At 42.0% G+C, this 16365-nt stretch carries 17 protein-coding genes; 6 read left to right on the forward strand and 11 right to left on the reverse strand.

What is annotated here, in order from left to right; all coding sequences use genetic code 11:
* Positions 1 to 56: 56 nt before the first annotated feature.
* From ADA01nite_RS19465 to ADA01nite_RS19475, 3 genes are all read right to left on the reverse strand, one after another.
* Complete coding sequence (locus ADA01nite_RS19465; protein ID WP_146812095.1) at positions 57 to 824, reverse strand: enoyl-CoA hydratase-related protein; 768 nt, start codon at positions 822 to 824, stop codon at positions 57 to 59.
* Between the two features lie 187 nt (positions 825 to 1011).
* Entirely contained in the window at positions 1012 to 2187 is a 1176-nt protein-coding gene (locus ADA01nite_RS19470; protein WP_246147426.1) for an acyl-CoA dehydrogenase family protein, read from the reverse strand.
* A 76-nt stretch (positions 2188 to 2263) separates the two neighbouring features.
* Entirely contained in the window at positions 2264 to 2821 is a 558-nt protein-coding gene (locus ADA01nite_RS19475) for a TetR/AcrR family transcriptional regulator (RefSeq protein ID WP_218029588.1), read from the reverse strand.
* 287 nt (positions 2822 to 3108) lie between these two features.
* Here ADA01nite_RS19475 and ADA01nite_RS19480 point away from each other — a divergent pair, with 287 nt between their 5' ends.
* The 6 genes from ADA01nite_RS19480 to ADA01nite_RS19505 all read left to right on the forward strand — a co-directional run bounded on the left by ADA01nite_RS19480 (position 3109) and on the right by ADA01nite_RS19505 (position 8724).
* Complete coding sequence (locus tag ADA01nite_RS19480; RefSeq protein WP_146812097.1) at positions 3109 to 3309, forward strand: tautomerase family protein; 201 nt, start codon at positions 3109 to 3111, stop codon at positions 3307 to 3309.
* 260 nt (positions 3310 to 3569) lie between these two features.
* Positions 3570 to 4136 carry an NUDIX domain-containing protein gene (locus ADA01nite_RS19485; protein ID WP_146812098.1) on the forward strand — a complete coding sequence of 189 codons (567 nt, stop codon included), beginning with the start codon at positions 3570 to 3572 and terminating at the stop codon, positions 4134 to 4136.
* Between the two features lie 284 nt (positions 4137 to 4420).
* On the forward strand, positions 4421 to 5188 hold the full coding sequence (locus ADA01nite_RS19490) for an enoyl-CoA hydratase/isomerase family protein (RefSeq protein WP_246147427.1): 768 nt from the start codon (positions 4421 to 4423) through the stop codon (positions 5186 to 5188).
* 83 nt (positions 5189 to 5271) lie between these two features.
* Entirely contained in the window at positions 5272 to 6546 is a 1275-nt protein-coding gene (locus tag ADA01nite_RS19495; protein WP_146812100.1) for an SLC13 family permease, read from the forward strand.
* Positions 6547 to 6707: 161 nt separating this feature from the next.
* Positions 6708 to 7916, forward strand: a complete 1209-nt coding sequence (locus ADA01nite_RS19500) for a CaiB/BaiF CoA transferase family protein (protein ID WP_146812101.1) — start codon at positions 6708 to 6710, stop codon at positions 7914 to 7916.
* A gap of 145 nt (positions 7917 to 8061) precedes the next feature.
* Entirely contained in the window at positions 8062 to 8724 is a 663-nt protein-coding gene (locus ADA01nite_RS19505; RefSeq protein ID WP_146812102.1) for a GntR family transcriptional regulator, read from the forward strand.
* Here the strand turns inward: ADA01nite_RS19505 and ADA01nite_RS22280 are convergent.
* From ADA01nite_RS22280 to ADA01nite_RS19545, 8 genes are all read right to left on the reverse strand, one after another.
* Positions 8710 to 8967: a TSUP family transporter gene (locus ADA01nite_RS22280; protein ID WP_146812103.1), complete on the reverse strand. Its 258-nt coding sequence runs from the start codon at positions 8965 to 8967 to the stop codon at positions 8710 to 8712. The genes ADA01nite_RS19505 and ADA01nite_RS22280 overlap by 15 nt on opposite strands.
* 13 nt (positions 8968 to 8980) lie before the next feature.
* Complete coding sequence (locus ADA01nite_RS19515; protein ID WP_146812104.1) at positions 8981 to 10879, reverse strand: sigma 54-interacting transcriptional regulator; 1899 nt, start codon at positions 10877 to 10879, stop codon at positions 8981 to 8983.
* Positions 10880 to 10974: 95 nt separating this feature from the next.
* Positions 10975 to 11853, reverse strand: coding sequence for an isocitrate lyase/PEP mutase family protein (locus ADA01nite_RS19520; protein WP_146812105.1), 879 nt, complete (start codon positions 11851 to 11853; stop codon positions 10975 to 10977).
* Between the two features lie 30 nt (positions 11854 to 11883).
* Positions 11884 to 12714: an ABC transporter permease gene (locus tag ADA01nite_RS19525; RefSeq protein WP_170230380.1), complete on the reverse strand. Its 831-nt coding sequence runs from the start codon at positions 12712 to 12714 to the stop codon at positions 11884 to 11886.
* On the reverse strand, positions 12711 to 13430 hold the full coding sequence (locus tag ADA01nite_RS19530; protein ID WP_246147428.1) for an ABC transporter ATP-binding protein: 720 nt from the start codon (positions 13428 to 13430) through the stop codon (positions 12711 to 12713). Before ADA01nite_RS19530 ends, ADA01nite_RS19525 begins: the two co-directional genes overlap by 4 nt.
* Positions 13431 to 13512: 82 nt before the next feature.
* Positions 13513 to 14289 carry an ABC transporter permease gene (locus ADA01nite_RS19535; protein WP_146812108.1) on the reverse strand — a complete coding sequence of 259 codons (777 nt, stop codon included), beginning with the start codon at positions 14287 to 14289 and terminating at the stop codon, positions 13513 to 13515.
* A gap of 22 nt (positions 14290 to 14311) precedes the next feature.
* Positions 14312 to 15379: an ABC transporter substrate-binding protein gene (locus ADA01nite_RS19540; RefSeq protein WP_170230381.1), complete on the reverse strand. Its 1068-nt coding sequence runs from the start codon at positions 15377 to 15379 to the stop codon at positions 14312 to 14314.
* A 360-nt stretch (positions 15380 to 15739) separates the two neighbouring features.
* Positions 15740 to 16177: a DUF6376 family protein gene (locus tag ADA01nite_RS19545; RefSeq protein ID WP_146812110.1), complete on the reverse strand. Its 438-nt coding sequence runs from the start codon at positions 16175 to 16177 to the stop codon at positions 15740 to 15742.
* Positions 16178 to 16365 lie beyond the last annotated feature (188 nt).

Raw genomic sequence — 16365 nt, forward strand, 5'->3', positions numbered from 1 at the left:
GGTTATACTACCTCCTTTGGGTTGAGAAGCCTGTTTTCACTCTAAGGAATATACCTTTACCTTCCTTTAAAAATCGGCTCTCTCTTTTCAAAAAATGCTCTAACTGCCTCTTTTGAATCCTCGTAACCTGAAAGTTCACCCGATAACCCCTGCTCAAACTTATAGCCTTCTTTCAAGTCCATATATTCGATCGTGTTCAGACTCTTTTTGGCCATTTTGATGGCAATCGGACTCTTTTTGGCAATCTTTCTAGCTACTTCAAGCGCGGCTTCTACTAACTGGTCTTTTGGAACCACTTGCAAAACGGCTCCATACTCTTTCATTTCCCTGGCCGTCATGGGTTCTCCAGTATAATGCATATAACGGACAAGCATTTGCGGGACAAGTCGGGAGAGATGCTTGGCTCCACCCATCACCCCTACATTGATTTCCGGCAGACTGAAGGTAGCATTCTCCGAAGCGACCAGGATATCACATACTGCGGCATAAGCCAGTCCCGTCCCCGGGGCATGCCCATTAATGGCCCCGATTACGGGCACTCTACAATCATAGACAGACCAGAAGCTCTCACGCACCTTCCGCATTCTCTCACCCGCATTTTCAGGACTCATGGTTAAAAATTCATTCAAATCATTTCCAGCGATAAAAGCTTTCTCCCCTTCCGCCCGAAATACAACAACACGGATGTCGTCTCGTTCATTAATGGAATAAAAGGTATCGGCAATTTCCTGATAGGCCTGCGCATTAATAGCATTGACCGGCGGACGGTTAACTGTGACTACTCCAATATGATTTTCTTTCACTTCCAACGTAACAAAATCCATTTATAATCCTCCTATTAAGCATTTGGCTAATTATTTAAATTATTTATAAAAAATATAATTTTCAGAATATAAAAGGTATAGATAAAACTTCATTGCTAGAGTGATCCAGAACATATATGACTTCTTTATGAACGGTAAATCGGCATAATTGGATTGCCGACGGCCCCGCCATTCCAATCTCTCCAGCCTACTTCAATAATTGATGGGCAATAACCACTCGCTGAATTTGGTTGGTTCCTTCTACAATTTGCAGCAGCTTGGCCTGCCTGAAATATCGCTCTGTGGGGAACTCTTTCATATATCCCACTCCGCCAAGCAGTTGTACCGCATCCATGGTTACTTTCATGGCAACATCGGTGGCATAGCACTTGGCCATTGCACCGTACATCGCGCCACCGGGTTCTCCCTGGTCAATCACAGATGCCGATTTATAGACCAGCTGCCTCGCCGCCTCAATTTGCATGGCCATGTCCGCCATCATCCATTGAAGACCCTGGAATTGGGAAATCGATTGGCCGAACTGCTTTCTTTCCTTTGTGTAAGCAATAGCCGCATCCAGTGCCCCCTGCGCCAATCCTACTCCAATCACCCCTACAAGCGGCCGCGTCTTATCGAGGGTCTTCATGGCAATCTTAAAGCCATCTCCCTCTTCACCCAATCTATTTTCAGCCGGAACGACCACATTTTCAAAATAAACTTCACAGGAGGAAAATCCCCGAAAGCCCATTTTGTTTTCCTTTTTGCCGATGGTAATCCCCGGGGTTTTTTTATCCACTACGAATGCGCTTACACCTTTCGCCCCTTTGGAAGTATCGGTTTTGGCAAACACGCACATCTCATCGGCAATATCAGCATAGGAAATAAACCGCTTGACACCGTTGATGATATAGTTTCGTCCGTCAAAATCGGCTTTGGTTCTCATGGACGCCACATCAGAGCCTGCGTCTGGCTCAGTGAGAGCAAACGAAATTCTGGATTGACCGCTTGCGATTTGAGGAAGGTAGCTTTGTTTTTGTTCTTCACTGCCACCAACCACAATAGGCATTGCACCCAGCTCCTGGGTTACCGGAACCATCGCTGTGTTGGCACAGACCTTAGCTAGCTCCTCCATACCCACACACATCGTCAGCAGGTTTCCGCCGCCTCCATTATATTTTGTTTCATAAGGCAACCCCATAATTCCCTGTTGATTCATCATCTGTACCAATTCATCCGGATAGTGCCCGGTTTCTTCAATTTCTGCCGCTAGAGGAGCGACCTTTTCTTGGGCAAACCTGCGGATGCTTTGCCTGATCATTTCTTGTTCCTCTGTCAATGAATATGGCTTAATCATTTCTTGTTCTTCTGACAATGAATAATTCACCTTCATCCCTCCATGTAGATCGAACTTTGTTTTATATTAAGTATTTCGCAATATTTGAAATACCTAATCGAATACGTTAAGGCTTCCCAATGCCGTTTTTTATAAAGCAAACCAATTCGTCGATGAATTCATCCGTTACTTCCTGTTGTTCCCATAGAACCCACTTCATTCCTACGTAATCCATGATCCCCATGAAGCAGTAAGCAAGAAGCTCCGGGTTATATGCCCTGATTTCCCCTTTTTCCATCGAATCTTGCAGTCCGCTAATATACCCTCTGGAGAAGGTTTCAAAATAACTTCGGTGAAGCTCTACATCAACGAATTCAGCCTGCCGGAACAAACGGTACAAATACCTGTGTTTTTGCAGGAACTGAAAGAAGATGCGGAATCCTTCTCTTTCCAGTTCGATTCGGTCTGTGATTCCCTGTGTGCCGATTTTGATCGCTTTTCTCATATTTTTTTGCATGCTCATTACCAACTCCCGGAAGATATCTTCTTTCGATTCAAAATAGGTATAAAAAGTACCCATCGATACCTTCGCCTGTTGCGTAATGTCCACAATACTCGCCTGATGAAATCCCTTTTCTCCGAAAACAATTTCCGCTGCATCCAGAAGCTTTTGCTTAGTCTTCATGCCTCTCTGGGTTCTGGGTTCTAACTTTGCGTAACTTTTTTTCATCATGATGTCACTCTTTCTACAAAAGTTGAAATATGATTCATGTTTTAACTTTATTTTAATAACTATGTACGTAAATGTCAATAAATTATCTGAATTTTAATTTTATTAAAACAACAGAGACTCTACACTTAAAGAATACATACAAGCGATGTGCTCCTTCAGTAACATTCGTGTTTATTTTTTTGAAAATCTAAATTAGAATTAATTTTGAAATTAAAAAATCCACACAGGAGGCGTTGCACATGCCATATTTAAACGTGCAAATTTTAAAAGGAGCATCAACAGAACAGAAGGAACAGGTTATTAACGGGGTAACGAAAGTGATACAGGAGGTGCTTGGAAGCAAGCCGGAGTCGACCTTTGTGGTTGTTCAGGAAGTCGAGCGTGAAAATTGGGGAGTCGGAGGCAGGTCCATACAGAGCATTCAGCAGAATTCAAATTAAGCAAGTTTGCTTATAGCTAGCAACATGACAACAAAATCGGAAAAGATGAATAACGTCTGATAATGAGTATTGTGGCAGGTAAGCCCACAAGCCACAAAAACCCGAAATTCAGCCGAATCAGGCCGTTTTCCGGGTTTTTCGCGTTTGGGAAATAGCATATTTTCTTCGGTTTGTTTTGCTTAGCTAACCACTTTATATTGAAAAGTTTAGATTGATGATACAATCTTTTGATTTACATGGTAGGTAAAGGGGAGTATGACGTGGAAGCTCATTATTGTTTGTCTTGTGGTCAGCGTTTGGAAATCCGCAACATAGGAGGAGAGAATCGGAAGGCCTGCCCTGGCTGCAGCTTTGTCTTTTGGGGAAATTACAGTATTGGTGTTGGCGCACTCATAATGAAGGACGAAAAAATCCTGCTTGTTCGCCGGCGCCAGGACCCGGGAAAAGGTTTATGGACGAATCCGGGCGGTTATATCGAGCAATATGAACCGATTGAGAAAACCATTGTCCGGGAAGTATTCGAGGAAACAGGAATCACTACCAGAGTGAATGGCATTATAGCACTTGGGGACCTACCGCGTAATGTACACAATGTTTACCTTGTTTTTTTGATGGACTATGTAGAAGGACATCCTCAACCGGATAAAGTAGAGGTCGATGATGCTGGATTTTTTAGTCTGAACGATATGGAATCAATGAATGTGGCCGATTTGACTCATCGGCTGGCTCGTATCGCCTTTCAGCAACCATCATACGGCTTAATTTCCGATCCAAAACCAATTCCTTCTTTACCTGGTTACGGACTGTATCATGTACAGCGTTTATAATGCATAAAGCAAAGCGAAATGCTTTGCTTTTTCGTTTGTTTGAAGACGTCAGGCAAATGTACGATCCTTTATTTTTTGGCTACTTAGCATGATTAACAATCAGTTGATTAGAATATATAAAATATTCATACAATAAAGAAAATATTGACTAGTTAATTCCGGGTTTGTTATGATTTATTTGTCGACAATCGACTTAAAAGGGGGGAACGATTTATTCCAAGTTCTTTATTGACATTAGAAATTGTGATTCAGATCTGGTCATGAGTGTAAAGGAGAGAGTTTTAGTGAAGGTTCTCATTAAAAGAGTTGAAGATGGAAAAATTACCTTTCAACAAACCTCAAAAATCACTATCGTCACTATGAATCGTCCAACCGCTCGCAATGCATTGTCATCAAATATGTGGAAAGAGTTAATCCGTATCGGAAAAGAGGTAAAAGAGTCTACTAAAACCAAAGTTCTCATTATACGCGGATGTCCTGGACAATTTACAGCAGGCTCAGACATAAAAGAATTCACTGAGATGTCAACTATAGAAGCAAATGAAACCTTTGGGATTATGGAAGAGGCTATTTCTATTTTTGAAAGCCTTCCCATTCCGGTTATAGGGGCAATTGATGGACCGGCAATGGGAGCGGGCCTCATATTATCCCTTGCGTGTGATCTCCGTATAGGTACCTTCAATACAAAAATGGGTATTCCTGTAGGACGTCTGGGCATTACCGTAGGACCTTCCTTTATGCGACGAATCGTAAGGCTAATCGGACCAAGCCGCGCAAAAGAACTCGTTTATACAGGGAAAATTTACAATGCTCATGAGGCGTATCAATTAGGGATGCTTAATCGACTAGTAAAAAATGATGATTTGGATCGAGTCGTATTGGATATGGCTAATGTCATTATGAATCAGTCTTTAGCTTCTTTGAAATCTGTAAAAAGAGCTGTTGAACTTTGTCAATGGCAGGAGGATGTTCCCTGGAGTTTCGTTGATCCAATTGATTTTCCAGAAGGATGCCTCGCTTTTGCAGAGAAGCGCCAGCCAAGATTCAAATAATCTTTACACCATTTTGTAAGCGGTTACTATAATTTTATTATTCTTAATTTTAAGTTTAATTCTATTTATCGGAGGGAGATCACATGAGTTTAGAACTCATCACAATCATCGTGCTTCTGATTATGTTCGTTATCGGCTCGGCTTTGCCGATCAACATCGGGATTATGGGCTTCGTCGCCGCTTTTGTGGTCGGTTCCCTCATCAGTGGAATGAAAGTTGACGACATCTTTCAAGCTTTTCCAGGGAACCTGTTCATCCTTCTTGCGGGGGTCACCTACTTGTTCGCTCTTGTCCAGAACAACGGAACCATCGACTTGATCACTCGCTGGGGCCTCCGGCTGGTCAAAGGTAATTTAGGTCTCATACCATGGGTCATGTTCATACTGAGCGCCCTGCTGGCCAGCGTTGGTACTTCGGCTATTGCAGTTGTCTCGATCATAGCCCCGATCGCATTACGGTTAGCTTTCCAATACAACATCAAACCTCTCTTGATGGGCATATTGGTTGTTACGGGAGCGACTGCCGGATCCTTTTCACCGCTAAATATCTTTGGCCTGATCGTCAACAATGTCATGGAATCGAAAGACCTACCTCATTCGCCAGGGTTGCTCTTCGTAAACACCTTTGCGTTTTGCGCAGTTGTTGCGATTCTTGTATTCATTATTTTCGGCGGGCTTCGTTTATTGAAAAACTCGGCCGCTGCTAAGGCAGCTCAGGTAGAAATAGCGGCTACTGTGGCAGACAACACACTAAGCAAAAAAGAAGGGTTTACTCTGTATAAAGGAGTCACGCTTGCGGGCATAGTTATCCTCCTCGTGCTGGCTCTTGGGTTCGATGTGAACATGGGTTTTGCGGCGTTCATGGTGGCTCTGGCGCTGGCATTGATGGCTCCAAAAAAGCAAGCCGAGGTGCTCGGACGTATGCCATGGTCAGTGATCCTTATGGTCACGGGAATCGTGACATACGTTGGTGTTATGGAAAAAATCGGAGCGATTGACTATATGACCGAGCTAATAGCCAGTGTGAATAACCCTATGATCGCAGCTCTCGCGGCGTCATATATAGGAGGGATTGTCTCGGCCTTTGCCTCAACAACAGGTTTCCTGGCGGCTATCATTCCGCTCGTGGCTCCTATCCTGCAGGATCCGACCATTTCGTCTATCGGCGTAATCTCAATGATCTCGGTTGCCTCCAGTATTGTTGATTTAAGCCCTTTCTCCACAAACGGAGCGTTGCTGCTCGCAAACGCGCAGGGCATGAACGAGCGAGTGTTTTTCAGACAACTCTTGCTCGTGTCCGCTGTCGTCGTCGCTCTCGGACCAGGGCTCGCTTGGCTCGTATTCGTCTTGATCGCTTGATCGTAGGATAACCATTAACCGGGTAACGGGATCGGACATAGAGGAGAAAAGCTCTCCCATTGCTGTATCCGATACGATCCACCCGCTCCCTAAAAAACGGCTTGCTTTGCCAGGGAAGGTTTCAGTCCAATTAAAAATAAAGGTAAAGGAGAGAAATGATAATGGAAAAAGTTTTACAGGGTGTACGTGTGCTAGATTTGACAAGGGTATTAGCGGGTCCTTATGCTTCCATGATACTCGGGGATTTAGGAGCGGACATTATTAAGATTGAGAACCCTGATGGAGGAGACGATTCAAGAGGATTCGGTCCTTTTGTAAATGGGGAAAGCGTATATTTTATTAGTCTTAACCGGAATAAAAAGAGCCTATCTCTTAATTTAAAGACTGAAGAGGGGAAAGAAATTTTTCTAAAGCTAGTAAGAAAAGCGGATATCGTTTTAGAAAATTTTCGTCCGGGGACAATGGAAAAGCTCGGTCTGGGATATGACGAACTTGAAAAAATTAATCCCGGCATCATCTATGCGGCGACTTCAGGTTTTGGACACACCGGTCCATATAGTCAAAAAGCGGCCTATGATTTGATTGTTCAGGGCATGGGGGGAATTATGAGCTTGACAGGTGATCCGGACGGTCCCCCTACGAGAGTGGGAGCTTCCATCGGTGACATTACATCAGGATTATTTACTACGATTGGCATTCTTGCTGCCTTAAATAAACGTAAAGAGACAGGCAAAGGACAGAAGGTCGATGTTTCCATGTTAGATTCCCAGGTTGCCATTCTTGAGAATGCGATAGCCCGTTTTGCGGTTTCAGGAGTTTCACCTAAGCCAACCGGCAATCGTCATCCGTCCATTACACCATTTGCTGTCTTTACAGCATCTAATGGGTACGTGGTGATTGCACTGGGTAACGATCATCTTTGGCAAAAGTGGTGCTACACCGTTGAAAGAGAAGAATTGGCTGAAGATCCTCGATTTAAAACGAATGGTGACCGTACCAATAACTGGGATGTGCTGGAGCCTATTATGAATGAAATTATCAGTAAGCGGGAAGTAGATGCGTGGCTAAAAATATTTGAAGAAGCTGGAATTCCTGCGGGTCCAATTAATGATGTGGCCAATGTTGTAGAACATCCTCAAGTGAAGGCTCGAGACATGATTGTTTATCAGGATCATCCCGTTGCGGGACGAATTATGATGCCGGGGATTCCAATTAAACTATCTAAGAATCCAGGCTCTATCGAAACACCCGCACCTTTATTAGGTGAGCATAATGAATTCATTCTTAAGGAATTAGGTTATACAGAATTAGAAATGAAACGACTGGAAGAGCAAGGAGTTATTCAGAACAGGAAAGTTGTGATTAAGTAGTAGAAAGTTGAGCGCATGACTAAACTAAAAACAAAAAAGGCAGTTTTTTGAACTGTCTTTTTTGTTATGGATACTGAAAAGTTGATAAAAGCTGACAATCTTCTTTATAATTATCGTTAACAAGAATATAAATGGTGGTATGGATATGAAAAAAAGGTCAGTTGATAATCTTGCTCTCCCGAATTTTATTAAAGAAAGCATTATAGATGAAATCATGCAGGGGGAACTCAAAGCTGGAGATAAATTACTGGAAGCAAAATATTCTGATATATTCGGAACAAGCAGAGCTCCGGTACGAGAAGCTTTTTATTTATTAAGTTTGGAAGGATATGTACATAAAATTCCCAGAAAAGGTACAGTTGTAAAAGGGTTTACCCTGGAAGAAATACGCGATATTTTAGAAATCAGAAATTTCCTGGAACAACTGTCAATTAGCCGTATGGAATTTCAAGAAAAAGAAAGTTGTTTACAAGAAATGCGAAATATTATTTCAAAGATGGAAAGCCATAAAATTGATATAAAGCAATATGCTAAATTAAATTATGAATTTCATTTTCAGTTGATTTTGGCCAGTCGTAGTGAAGTTATTCAAAATACGTATTCCAGGCTGGCCAGTCCTTTAATTTCTTTACAAACCATATCCTTTATGAAAGAGGAAGCAATAAAAAAATCTTTACGTGAGCATATAGATATTATTAATTATTTAGCTGAAGGAAACATTGAGGAAGCTAAAACATTGCTCCATGCGCACAATATAGCAGTATATCCTCGTGTTAAGGATTCCTTTGGAAGTTCACCGAAGGCATAGTTCGGGTGCAAAGTTTGTAAACTTAGCCCCAATATAAGCACCGCACATTGTTCCAATCAACACCTGTAATAAGAGCATGAAATCGAGGAATCCTCCAGTAATGTATCCAATCCCTCCTCCTAATGCAATCGGAATGATAAAGGCCATTGCAACAGGAGAGGTTGCCAATGCTGCATGAATGGGAACAGAAACCTTAAACAAAGAATAGGAAAGCAAGAAGCTCTCCCATTGTTTCCTCGTCATTTCTACTAAATTACTATTCTTTCCTGTTATTTTTAAAATATCTCCATAGTGTCATCCGGCTAACGCCAAGTCGTCTGGCTGCTTCTGATTTGTTTCCTCCTGTCTCACGCAGAACTCTTTCATACAACAAACACTTTGTATCTCCTCCTGCAACCCCATTCATTAATGAGTGATTGTAATTCCCTTTCTCCCATTCAACTCCATACAGCGCTTCATGAAGAAGCGTTTCCCAATGTTCTATTTTCCAATGCTGAACTAGAATAAGAAAACGTTCGACCATGTTTTCAAGCTCCCGAATGTTTCCTGGCCAATCATAGGATGCAAGACGCGAACAAATCCGGGGCAAAAGGGCTTCCAATTCAGCGATTTTATTTGGATTGTGTTTCCGGACTAGGTTGATAATCAAGTCAGCAAAATCCTCTTTGCGGGCCCGAAGGGGAGGTAAATGTAGTTCCAACACATTGATTCGGTAGAACAAATCCTCTCTAAACTTATTTTCCTGCACTAATTTTTTTATATCCCGGTTTGTAGCTGCAATTACCCGGATATCTACAGGAATGATACGATCGCTGCCTACCCGCATGACTTCACGCTGCTGGAGTACACGCAGCAGACGTGATTGCACGGATAAAGGAATCTCTGTAACCTCATCAAGGAAAATGGTTCCACCGTGAGCCAGCTCAAACAGCCCTATTTTCCCCTCCTTCCGCGCTCCCGTAAAGGCCCCCTGGTCATATCCAAACAATTCACTTTCCAACAGGCTTTCTGAAAGTGCGGCACAGTTCACGGCCACAAATGGCCCGTGTTTACGTACGCTATGGTTATGGATGCTCTGAGCAAACAGTTCCTTTCCCGTTCCCGATTCACCACGTATGAGTATGGTGGAATTAGTAAAAGCGAATTGCTTGGCTCTTTCTACCGTCTGCCGCATTGCTGTGCTCTTCCCAATGATGTGATGAAAAGAGTATTTAGCGACAAAGCCCTTGGCGAAGAGATTTTGTCTTATTTTTGCTTCCGCCTTTTGAATTGTAGCCACGTCTTGAAATGTGGCCACAGCGCCGGTAATCGAGTTATTCACCATAATTGGCACCTTGTTTATCAAGATTTCCGTATCGCCTATTTTATAGATTTGGTTTAATTCAGGAACCCCGGTGTTGAGGACATTCATCATTTGGGGATTATCGACCGTTTCGTGTATGGGTTTACCTATAACAGACTCGGCCACCTTTCCCATAATCCTCTCCGCTTCTGGATTAAATACAGTTACCGTCCCTTTCTCATCCATTGCAATAATACCGCTGTATGCAAAATCAATAATCGTTTTAAAACTTTTTGCACGATCCATTTCTCTACGCTTGGAAAGCGCCATTTCATAAGCACTCTCTACTGCCTCGATTAAAGCACGGCGAGAATAAATCAATTTATTAGGGATTTGGTACTTCTCAGCCAGATAGCAAACCAAGCTTGTACTTACAATACCGCATCTTTCATTTTTCAATTTTATAATTTGTTCTTCTAATTCTTTTTCTGTAGTAAAGGCATACTGTTCAATGTCCGTATTTAATAATTCCCGAATCTCATCCAGTTCCGGAATGTCTTGCTTAAAACTAATGACCGATACTCGATCGGTTTGTTTTCGAATATGAAGAATAGAACGAAGCAAATCGAAGCCAGTCACTTTAAAACTAACTACCGGTACCTCCACATGTTCGCGAAGGACAGACACATTTGAACCTCCCGAAATAAATGCATCATATGTTCCCTCTTGCTCATATTGACGGGCAAGCTCAACAGCCCGTTCAAAAATGGCGTTTACTACATCAAGGTTATATTTGCAGCTTAATTCCTTGAGAACATCCTTCATCTCACGGGTAAGCCTTTCGTGACTAAACAGTAAAAGTCGAATTGTCATTCTACCACCTGCCCAAAGAGTTAGTTATTATTTTATTTCTCTTTTTTATCTGTTTCCCCTTTGGTCACAGTAGATAGATATTCAAAAAGCTTTTGTTACTTGTATTGCGGCACCTTAAACTGCTCCTCCCAATCGCGTAATGAATCGAGGTGAACGAGTTGATTAAACTGTTCAAATGTAATAAATTGAGCTAGTTTTTCCCTGGTTGTTCCCTCGTTCTTAAGAACTTCTAAACTATTCTGCATTGCCAAGGTAGCAGCAAACAAAAGTGTCGCCGGATAAATGATGATTCTGTAGCCCATATCTGAAAGTTCTTTTTTAGTTAAAAGAGGTGTCTTACCGTTCTCTACCATGTTCGCTACCAGTGGCACTCCTTTAAAAATCCGTCCAATTTCCCGCATTTCTTCTACGCTTTGTGGAGCTTCAATAAACAGAATATCTGCCCCTGCCTCTTGATAAGCCAGTGCACGTTGAACAGCTTCATCAAAACCAATAACGGCTCGTGCATCCGTCCTCGCGATAATCAGAAAATCGGAATTTTTGCGGGCAGATGCTGCTGCTCTAATTTTCTGCACCTGTTCTTCTACAGAAATTACCTGTTTCCCATCCATATGTCCACAACGCTTTGGGAAAACCTGATCTTCAAGCTGAATCGCGGCTGCTCCTGCCGCTTCGTACTCCTCAATGGTTCGGCGAACATTCATCACATTTCCGTATCCTGTATCGCCATCCGCCAATAAAGGGATTTGGACAGATGTTGAAATGTTTTTTACATTATCAACCATCTCACTCATCGTCAGCAGCCCAATATCCGGCTTGGCCAAACGACTTGCCGTAGTCCCGTACCCTGTCATATAGAGTGCTGGAAAACCTGCTTTTTCTATCAATTTGGCTGACAGTGCGTCAAACGCTCCCGGAGTTACAATTGTTTCTCCACTATTTAAAAGCTCACGTAGTTTCTCCCTTGGATTCATTTTATTCTCCCCTATCGTATGCATTTTTCGTTACTCATTTCGTTTCCAGATCAATGCTTTAGATTCCACACGTGTTACGATGGTATCCGCCACCACACCACAAATCATCAAAATGAACAGGGCTGCCATCATTCCCGTGCTATCAAACATTCCCGAGGACCAGCTCACGAGGTAGCCTATTCCCTGATTTGCTACAATAATTTCTCCTGTTACGGCACCCATTAACGAATAAGGAACTGCCAATCGCAGACCAGTGAACACCCAGCGAGAAGCACCAGGAATAATAACTTTCAAAAAGATATCTCGTTTACTGGCTCCCATTATCCGTAATGTATTAATTAAATCCTGGTCAACATCGCGTACCCCGGTAAAAGCGTTAAAAAATACAAGAAAAAACACCACTACAGTAACAAGCACAACTTTGGATGCCATACCAATCCCGAACCAAACAACGAAGAGAGGTACGAGAGCGATACGTGGAACACTGTACAGTCCAAGAATAATCGGATAGAAGACATCGCCCAGAAAACGGGAACTTCCTAATAGCAATCCTCCAATAACCGCTAGCAATGAACCTAAAGCCAATCCTATCAACATCTCACTTAAAGTTGCCTGTATGTGGATCCATATAAATCCCGTGGAAAACCACTCATATAAACGAAGCGCGATCGAATAAGGATCGCTCACCCAGAAAGGCTTAATTAACCGCCCTGATGCAAATTGCCAGAAGGCCAAAAACACAACACCGATAAGGATTCGATTCATCCATAATCGGTTTACATTCTTAGTAACCGAATAACTTTCCGGTTTAACCTGCTGGACTGAATGCAACTCTTCTATCGTGACGGCTTCATTCTTCATACAACCTCTCCTTTGCCAACGTCTTGCTCCAATACGTCCCATAACTCTTCATAAATTTCTCCATAATGAGGGTGAAAACGAATTTTGAATACATCCCGAGAACGAGGAAGATCGATTTTTTTAATCATCCTAATTCGCCCGGGTTTTGCTCCAAAAACAACCACGCGATCAGAAAGGTTAATGGCTTCTCCTAAATCATGAGTAACGAAAATAATTGTTTTTTGAGTTTCACGCCAAATACGCAATAGTTCATCCTGCATAACCAGCTTAAGCTGGGCATCCAATGCACCGAACGGTTCATCCATTAAAATGGTATCAGGATCGTAAATCAGGGTTCGGGCAAGAGCAGCCCGTTTGCGCATGCCGCCGGATAACTGCATAGGGTAATGGTTCTCAAATCCGCGCAAATTCACCATGTCAATATAACGCATTACCTTTTCCTTTTTTTCTGCATTTGATATTTTCCGTATTTCCAAAGGTACGCTGATGTTTGCTTCTGTAGTCCGCCATGGCAGCAGTGTATCTTTCTGTGTCATATAACCTACTTTTTGGTTAATACCAGCAACCGGCTCTCCTTCGTATAAAAGCGAACCTTCACTTGGTTGGATCAGCCCGGCAATCATATTAAGCAAAGTAGACTTCCCGCAACCACTCGGCCCAACAAAGGAGACGAACTCTCCTTTGTCTATCTTTAAATTAACTTTCTGCAGCGCCACATGCGTAGTACCTCCGGATCGGAACACCTTTGAGAGATTCTGTATATCAATCATTTTCTTCTCACCTCTGCTTTTTGTCTTTTTAAGCCGTTTTCCATCGCAAAAGAAATCGCTCTACCCTACTGACTAGTTCTGTCAACGCTAATCCAACAATTAATAAAACAACAAGGGAAGCGAGCACCCCGCCAATATCCAGCATTGAAGAAGACTCCATAATGAGGTATCCCATTCCGCTCTTTGCAGCCATCATTTCAGCCGCAATAGCCCCAGTAATTGCCTTGGGTACAGCCTGCTTTAGGCCAGTTAGAATCCAAATACCGGCGTTCGGAATAATTACTCGGGTATATATGGTTTTCTCATCTGCCCCCATGATTCGCATAGAATCAATTAAATCCTGGTCTACTTCCTTTACTCCGGCAAGTGTATTGAGGTAAACAAGAAAGAAGACAATAGAAGCAATCAAGAAAATCTTCCCTGTAACCCCCAGTCCAAACCAGAGAATAAAGAGGGGGGCAAGGGCTACAGGCGGTACACTGTAAATGGCTAATATATAGGGATTAAGGGTTTTCTCTAGCGTCTGTGCCCGTCCGTTAATTAAAGCCGCCACGATTCCCATTGCGCTTCCGAGCAAAAAACCCCAAAACATTTCATTTAATGTGGTTCCTATATGCACCCAAAGTATTCCTTCCATAGCCCACTTTGAAAGTTGCCCAAAAATTTGGGAGGGATAGCTACTCCATGAAACATCCATTACTCCTGCTCTTGCCGTTACTTCCCATATAATAAGAAGGACGACAACCACAATCATTCTTGTAATTTGGACGCGCTTACTATATGCGGCCACTTCCGTACTTTCCATAAAGCTACCTCCTTGTTGGCGGTTACTTTGCCGTCTTTTCTATAAAGGATTGGTTTACCACCTGTTCTTGGTTAAGTTGAACCGGTTTTTTCTCCGTCATGTTCAACCATTCTAAATTTTGTGAGAACTGTTGTGGTGTCATCAACATCTCCTCTGTATCTTTCGGATAAGCAGCTATGTTATTTTGGTAAGACAAGTCAACCACCTTTTCATCAAGCGCTGGAAACTGTTTCTTGATGATCTCCTTAGTACCTTTCTCATCTTCGCGTATGAAAGCGCTGGCTTTAGCGTAAGCGCGTACAAGCTTTTTCACAGTTTCAGGGTTTTCTTCAATGAATTTTTTGTTCACTTGCAATGTTAAATAGGCAAATCCCTGAAGTTCTTTTACTTTATTCGGATTGATAATTACCATTCCTTTCCCCTTGGCTTCGGCCATTTCGGCGTATGGAGACGGGTAGAGAAATACGTCAATTGCGCCTTTTTCCAACGCGGCCAACAGAGCATCACCTTTTCCAAATGGTGTTAGAGTGACATCCGTATCCGGGTTAAGACCTACCTTTTTTAGAAGAAAACGGATCAATAAATCTGTTGAACTGCCGGGCGAAGAAATGCCAATTTTTAATCCTTTAAGCCGTTTAATCTGCTCTTCAACCGCCATATCTTTTGTAATTCCAGCTTTTTGTGCTGCTTCATTACTAATCGCGGAAAATACGGGAAACTCTTTGTTTAACACAGCTACAGAAATCAAATCATTCTCTTCTGAAACCGCTTTCAAAGAATGGATTGTGCTTTGCGCCTGTGCAACGGCTTCTCCTGCAATAACAGCTTGAGTGGCTTTGGAACCCCCATCCATCTTTACGGTTTCAACTTCTAATCCCTCGGCTTCAAACAATTTTTTTTCGTGGGCAACATAGCTTGCCAACCAAATTAATCCATCACCGCCCTGAGCCATTGTAATTTTTACCTTCCCCGCTTCACCTGCTTCTTTTCCCTGACCGGCAGACGTAGAAGCGGTAGGGCTACATCCACTCAGTAACATACCTACTACTAAGGCAAGACACATCATTGGAATACATCGTTTTTTTATCATATTAAGCATCCTCCCTCTTTTATAAGATTCAATTTCTAATAAAGCAATAATTATGTCTAATCAAAATTTTCTAAATAATGCCGGAATTATTGGAAAAGAGATGATATGTGTAACAAATATGATACGTGTATATCATGTTACACATGTATCATGTTACATATGTAGATACACTGTATAAGTTGTCCTATCATAAAAGTAAAAGGCATAGCGCAACCGCCATGCCTTTTATCGTCAATTAAAATATCGAATACGTAGTAAAATAGCGATAACACGAATACGCTTACAGTCAGCAATCCAGGTTCCATTTTGAATTCGCTTCAATGACAAAATGAAAAAAAACTTCACCCACCGGTGAAGCACTCAGAGTCCTAATTTTTCAATTCGATCGAGTAGAGTGATTATATCATTAATTGTAGTAAATAATTGTGTGTTTTCAAGCTTATCAATTGCCAGGTGACCGCTTTCCACCACTTTATTTATCTCTTGTACTACTGCTTCATTTTTATCTACTAATTGCTGATGAATCTCTTCTGCAATTGCGGGGGTATCAATCTTATTAAATTGTTCTACATCCTCTTTTAAAGCATTCAATCGGTTCTCAAGTTCCTGCTTTGCTTCTGGATTTACAGCCGCATCTTTGACCATTTGCGGTGCTTGTTCTGCAAAATCACGTAATGTATTTATGTGTTCTGTAGCTTGATTTACGTATTCTAATGAAGTATTGGCCTCCTCTAAAAGAGAACATGCACTCAACATCATGGATGAGAAAATGACAAGTAGTAACATTATGTTTCTCATATCGTATACCCCTTTCTTTTTCACTATTTTTTTGACACCTCTTCAACATTTTTTTGTTAGTATTTTTTACGTACTGCCATACGAAATGTTTCAATTTATGTTAAAAACATTAAGATTCACTCGACAACCATTTGAAAATGAGGGAAAGCATATGTTGCTTTATCACTGTAAAGTAATATCTGCTTTCC

Source organism: Aneurinibacillus danicus, assembly GCF_007991215.1.
GTDB lineage: Bacteria > Bacillota > Bacilli > Aneurinibacillales > Aneurinibacillaceae > Aneurinibacillus > Aneurinibacillus danicus.

Coding starts and splice junctions, on each gene's coding strand:
- ADA01nite_RS19475 (WP_218029588.1), bottom strand. CDS start 2,821: ATGAAGACTAAGCAAAAGCTTCTGGATGCAGCGGAAATTGTTTTCGGA.
- ADA01nite_RS19500 (WP_146812101.1), top strand. CDS start 6,708: ATGGAAAAAGTTTTACAGGGTGTACGTGTGCTAGATTTGACAAGGGTA.
- ADA01nite_RS19520 (WP_146812105.1), bottom strand. CDS start 11,853: ATGAATCCAAGGGAGAAACTACGTGAGCTTTTAAATAGTGGAGAAACA.
- ADA01nite_RS19495 (WP_146812100.1), top strand. CDS start 5,272: ATGAGTTTAGAACTCATCACAATCATCGTGCTTCTGATTATGTTCGTT.
- ADA01nite_RS19465 (WP_146812095.1), bottom strand. CDS start 824: ATGGATTTTGTTACGTTGGAAGTGAAAGAAAATCATATTGGAGTAGTC.
- ADA01nite_RS19505 (WP_146812102.1), top strand. CDS start 8,062: ATGAAAAAAAGGTCAGTTGATAATCTTGCTCTCCCGAATTTTATTAAA.
- ADA01nite_RS19515 (WP_146812104.1), bottom strand. CDS start 10,879: ATGACAATTCGACTTTTACTGTTTAGTCACGAAAGGCTTACCCGTGAG.
- ADA01nite_RS19480 (WP_146812097.1), top strand. CDS start 3,109: ATGCCATATTTAAACGTGCAAATTTTAAAAGGAGCATCAACAGAACAG.
- ADA01nite_RS19540 (WP_170230381.1), bottom strand. CDS start 15,379: ATGATAAAAAAACGATGTATTCCAATGATGTGTCTTGCCTTAGTAGTA.
- ADA01nite_RS19525 (WP_170230380.1), bottom strand. CDS start 12,714: ATGAAGAATGAAGCCGTCACGATAGAAGAGTTGCATTCAGTCCAGCAG.
- ADA01nite_RS19535 (WP_146812108.1), bottom strand. CDS start 14,289: ATGGAAAGTACGGAAGTGGCCGCATATAGTAAGCGCGTCCAAATTACA.
- ADA01nite_RS19545 (WP_146812110.1), bottom strand. CDS start 16,177: ATGAGAAACATAATGTTACTACTTGTCATTTTCTCATCCATGATGTTG.
- ADA01nite_RS22280 (WP_146812103.1), bottom strand. CDS start 8,967: ATGACGAGGAAACAATGGGAGAGCTTCTTGCTTTCCTATTCTTTGTTT.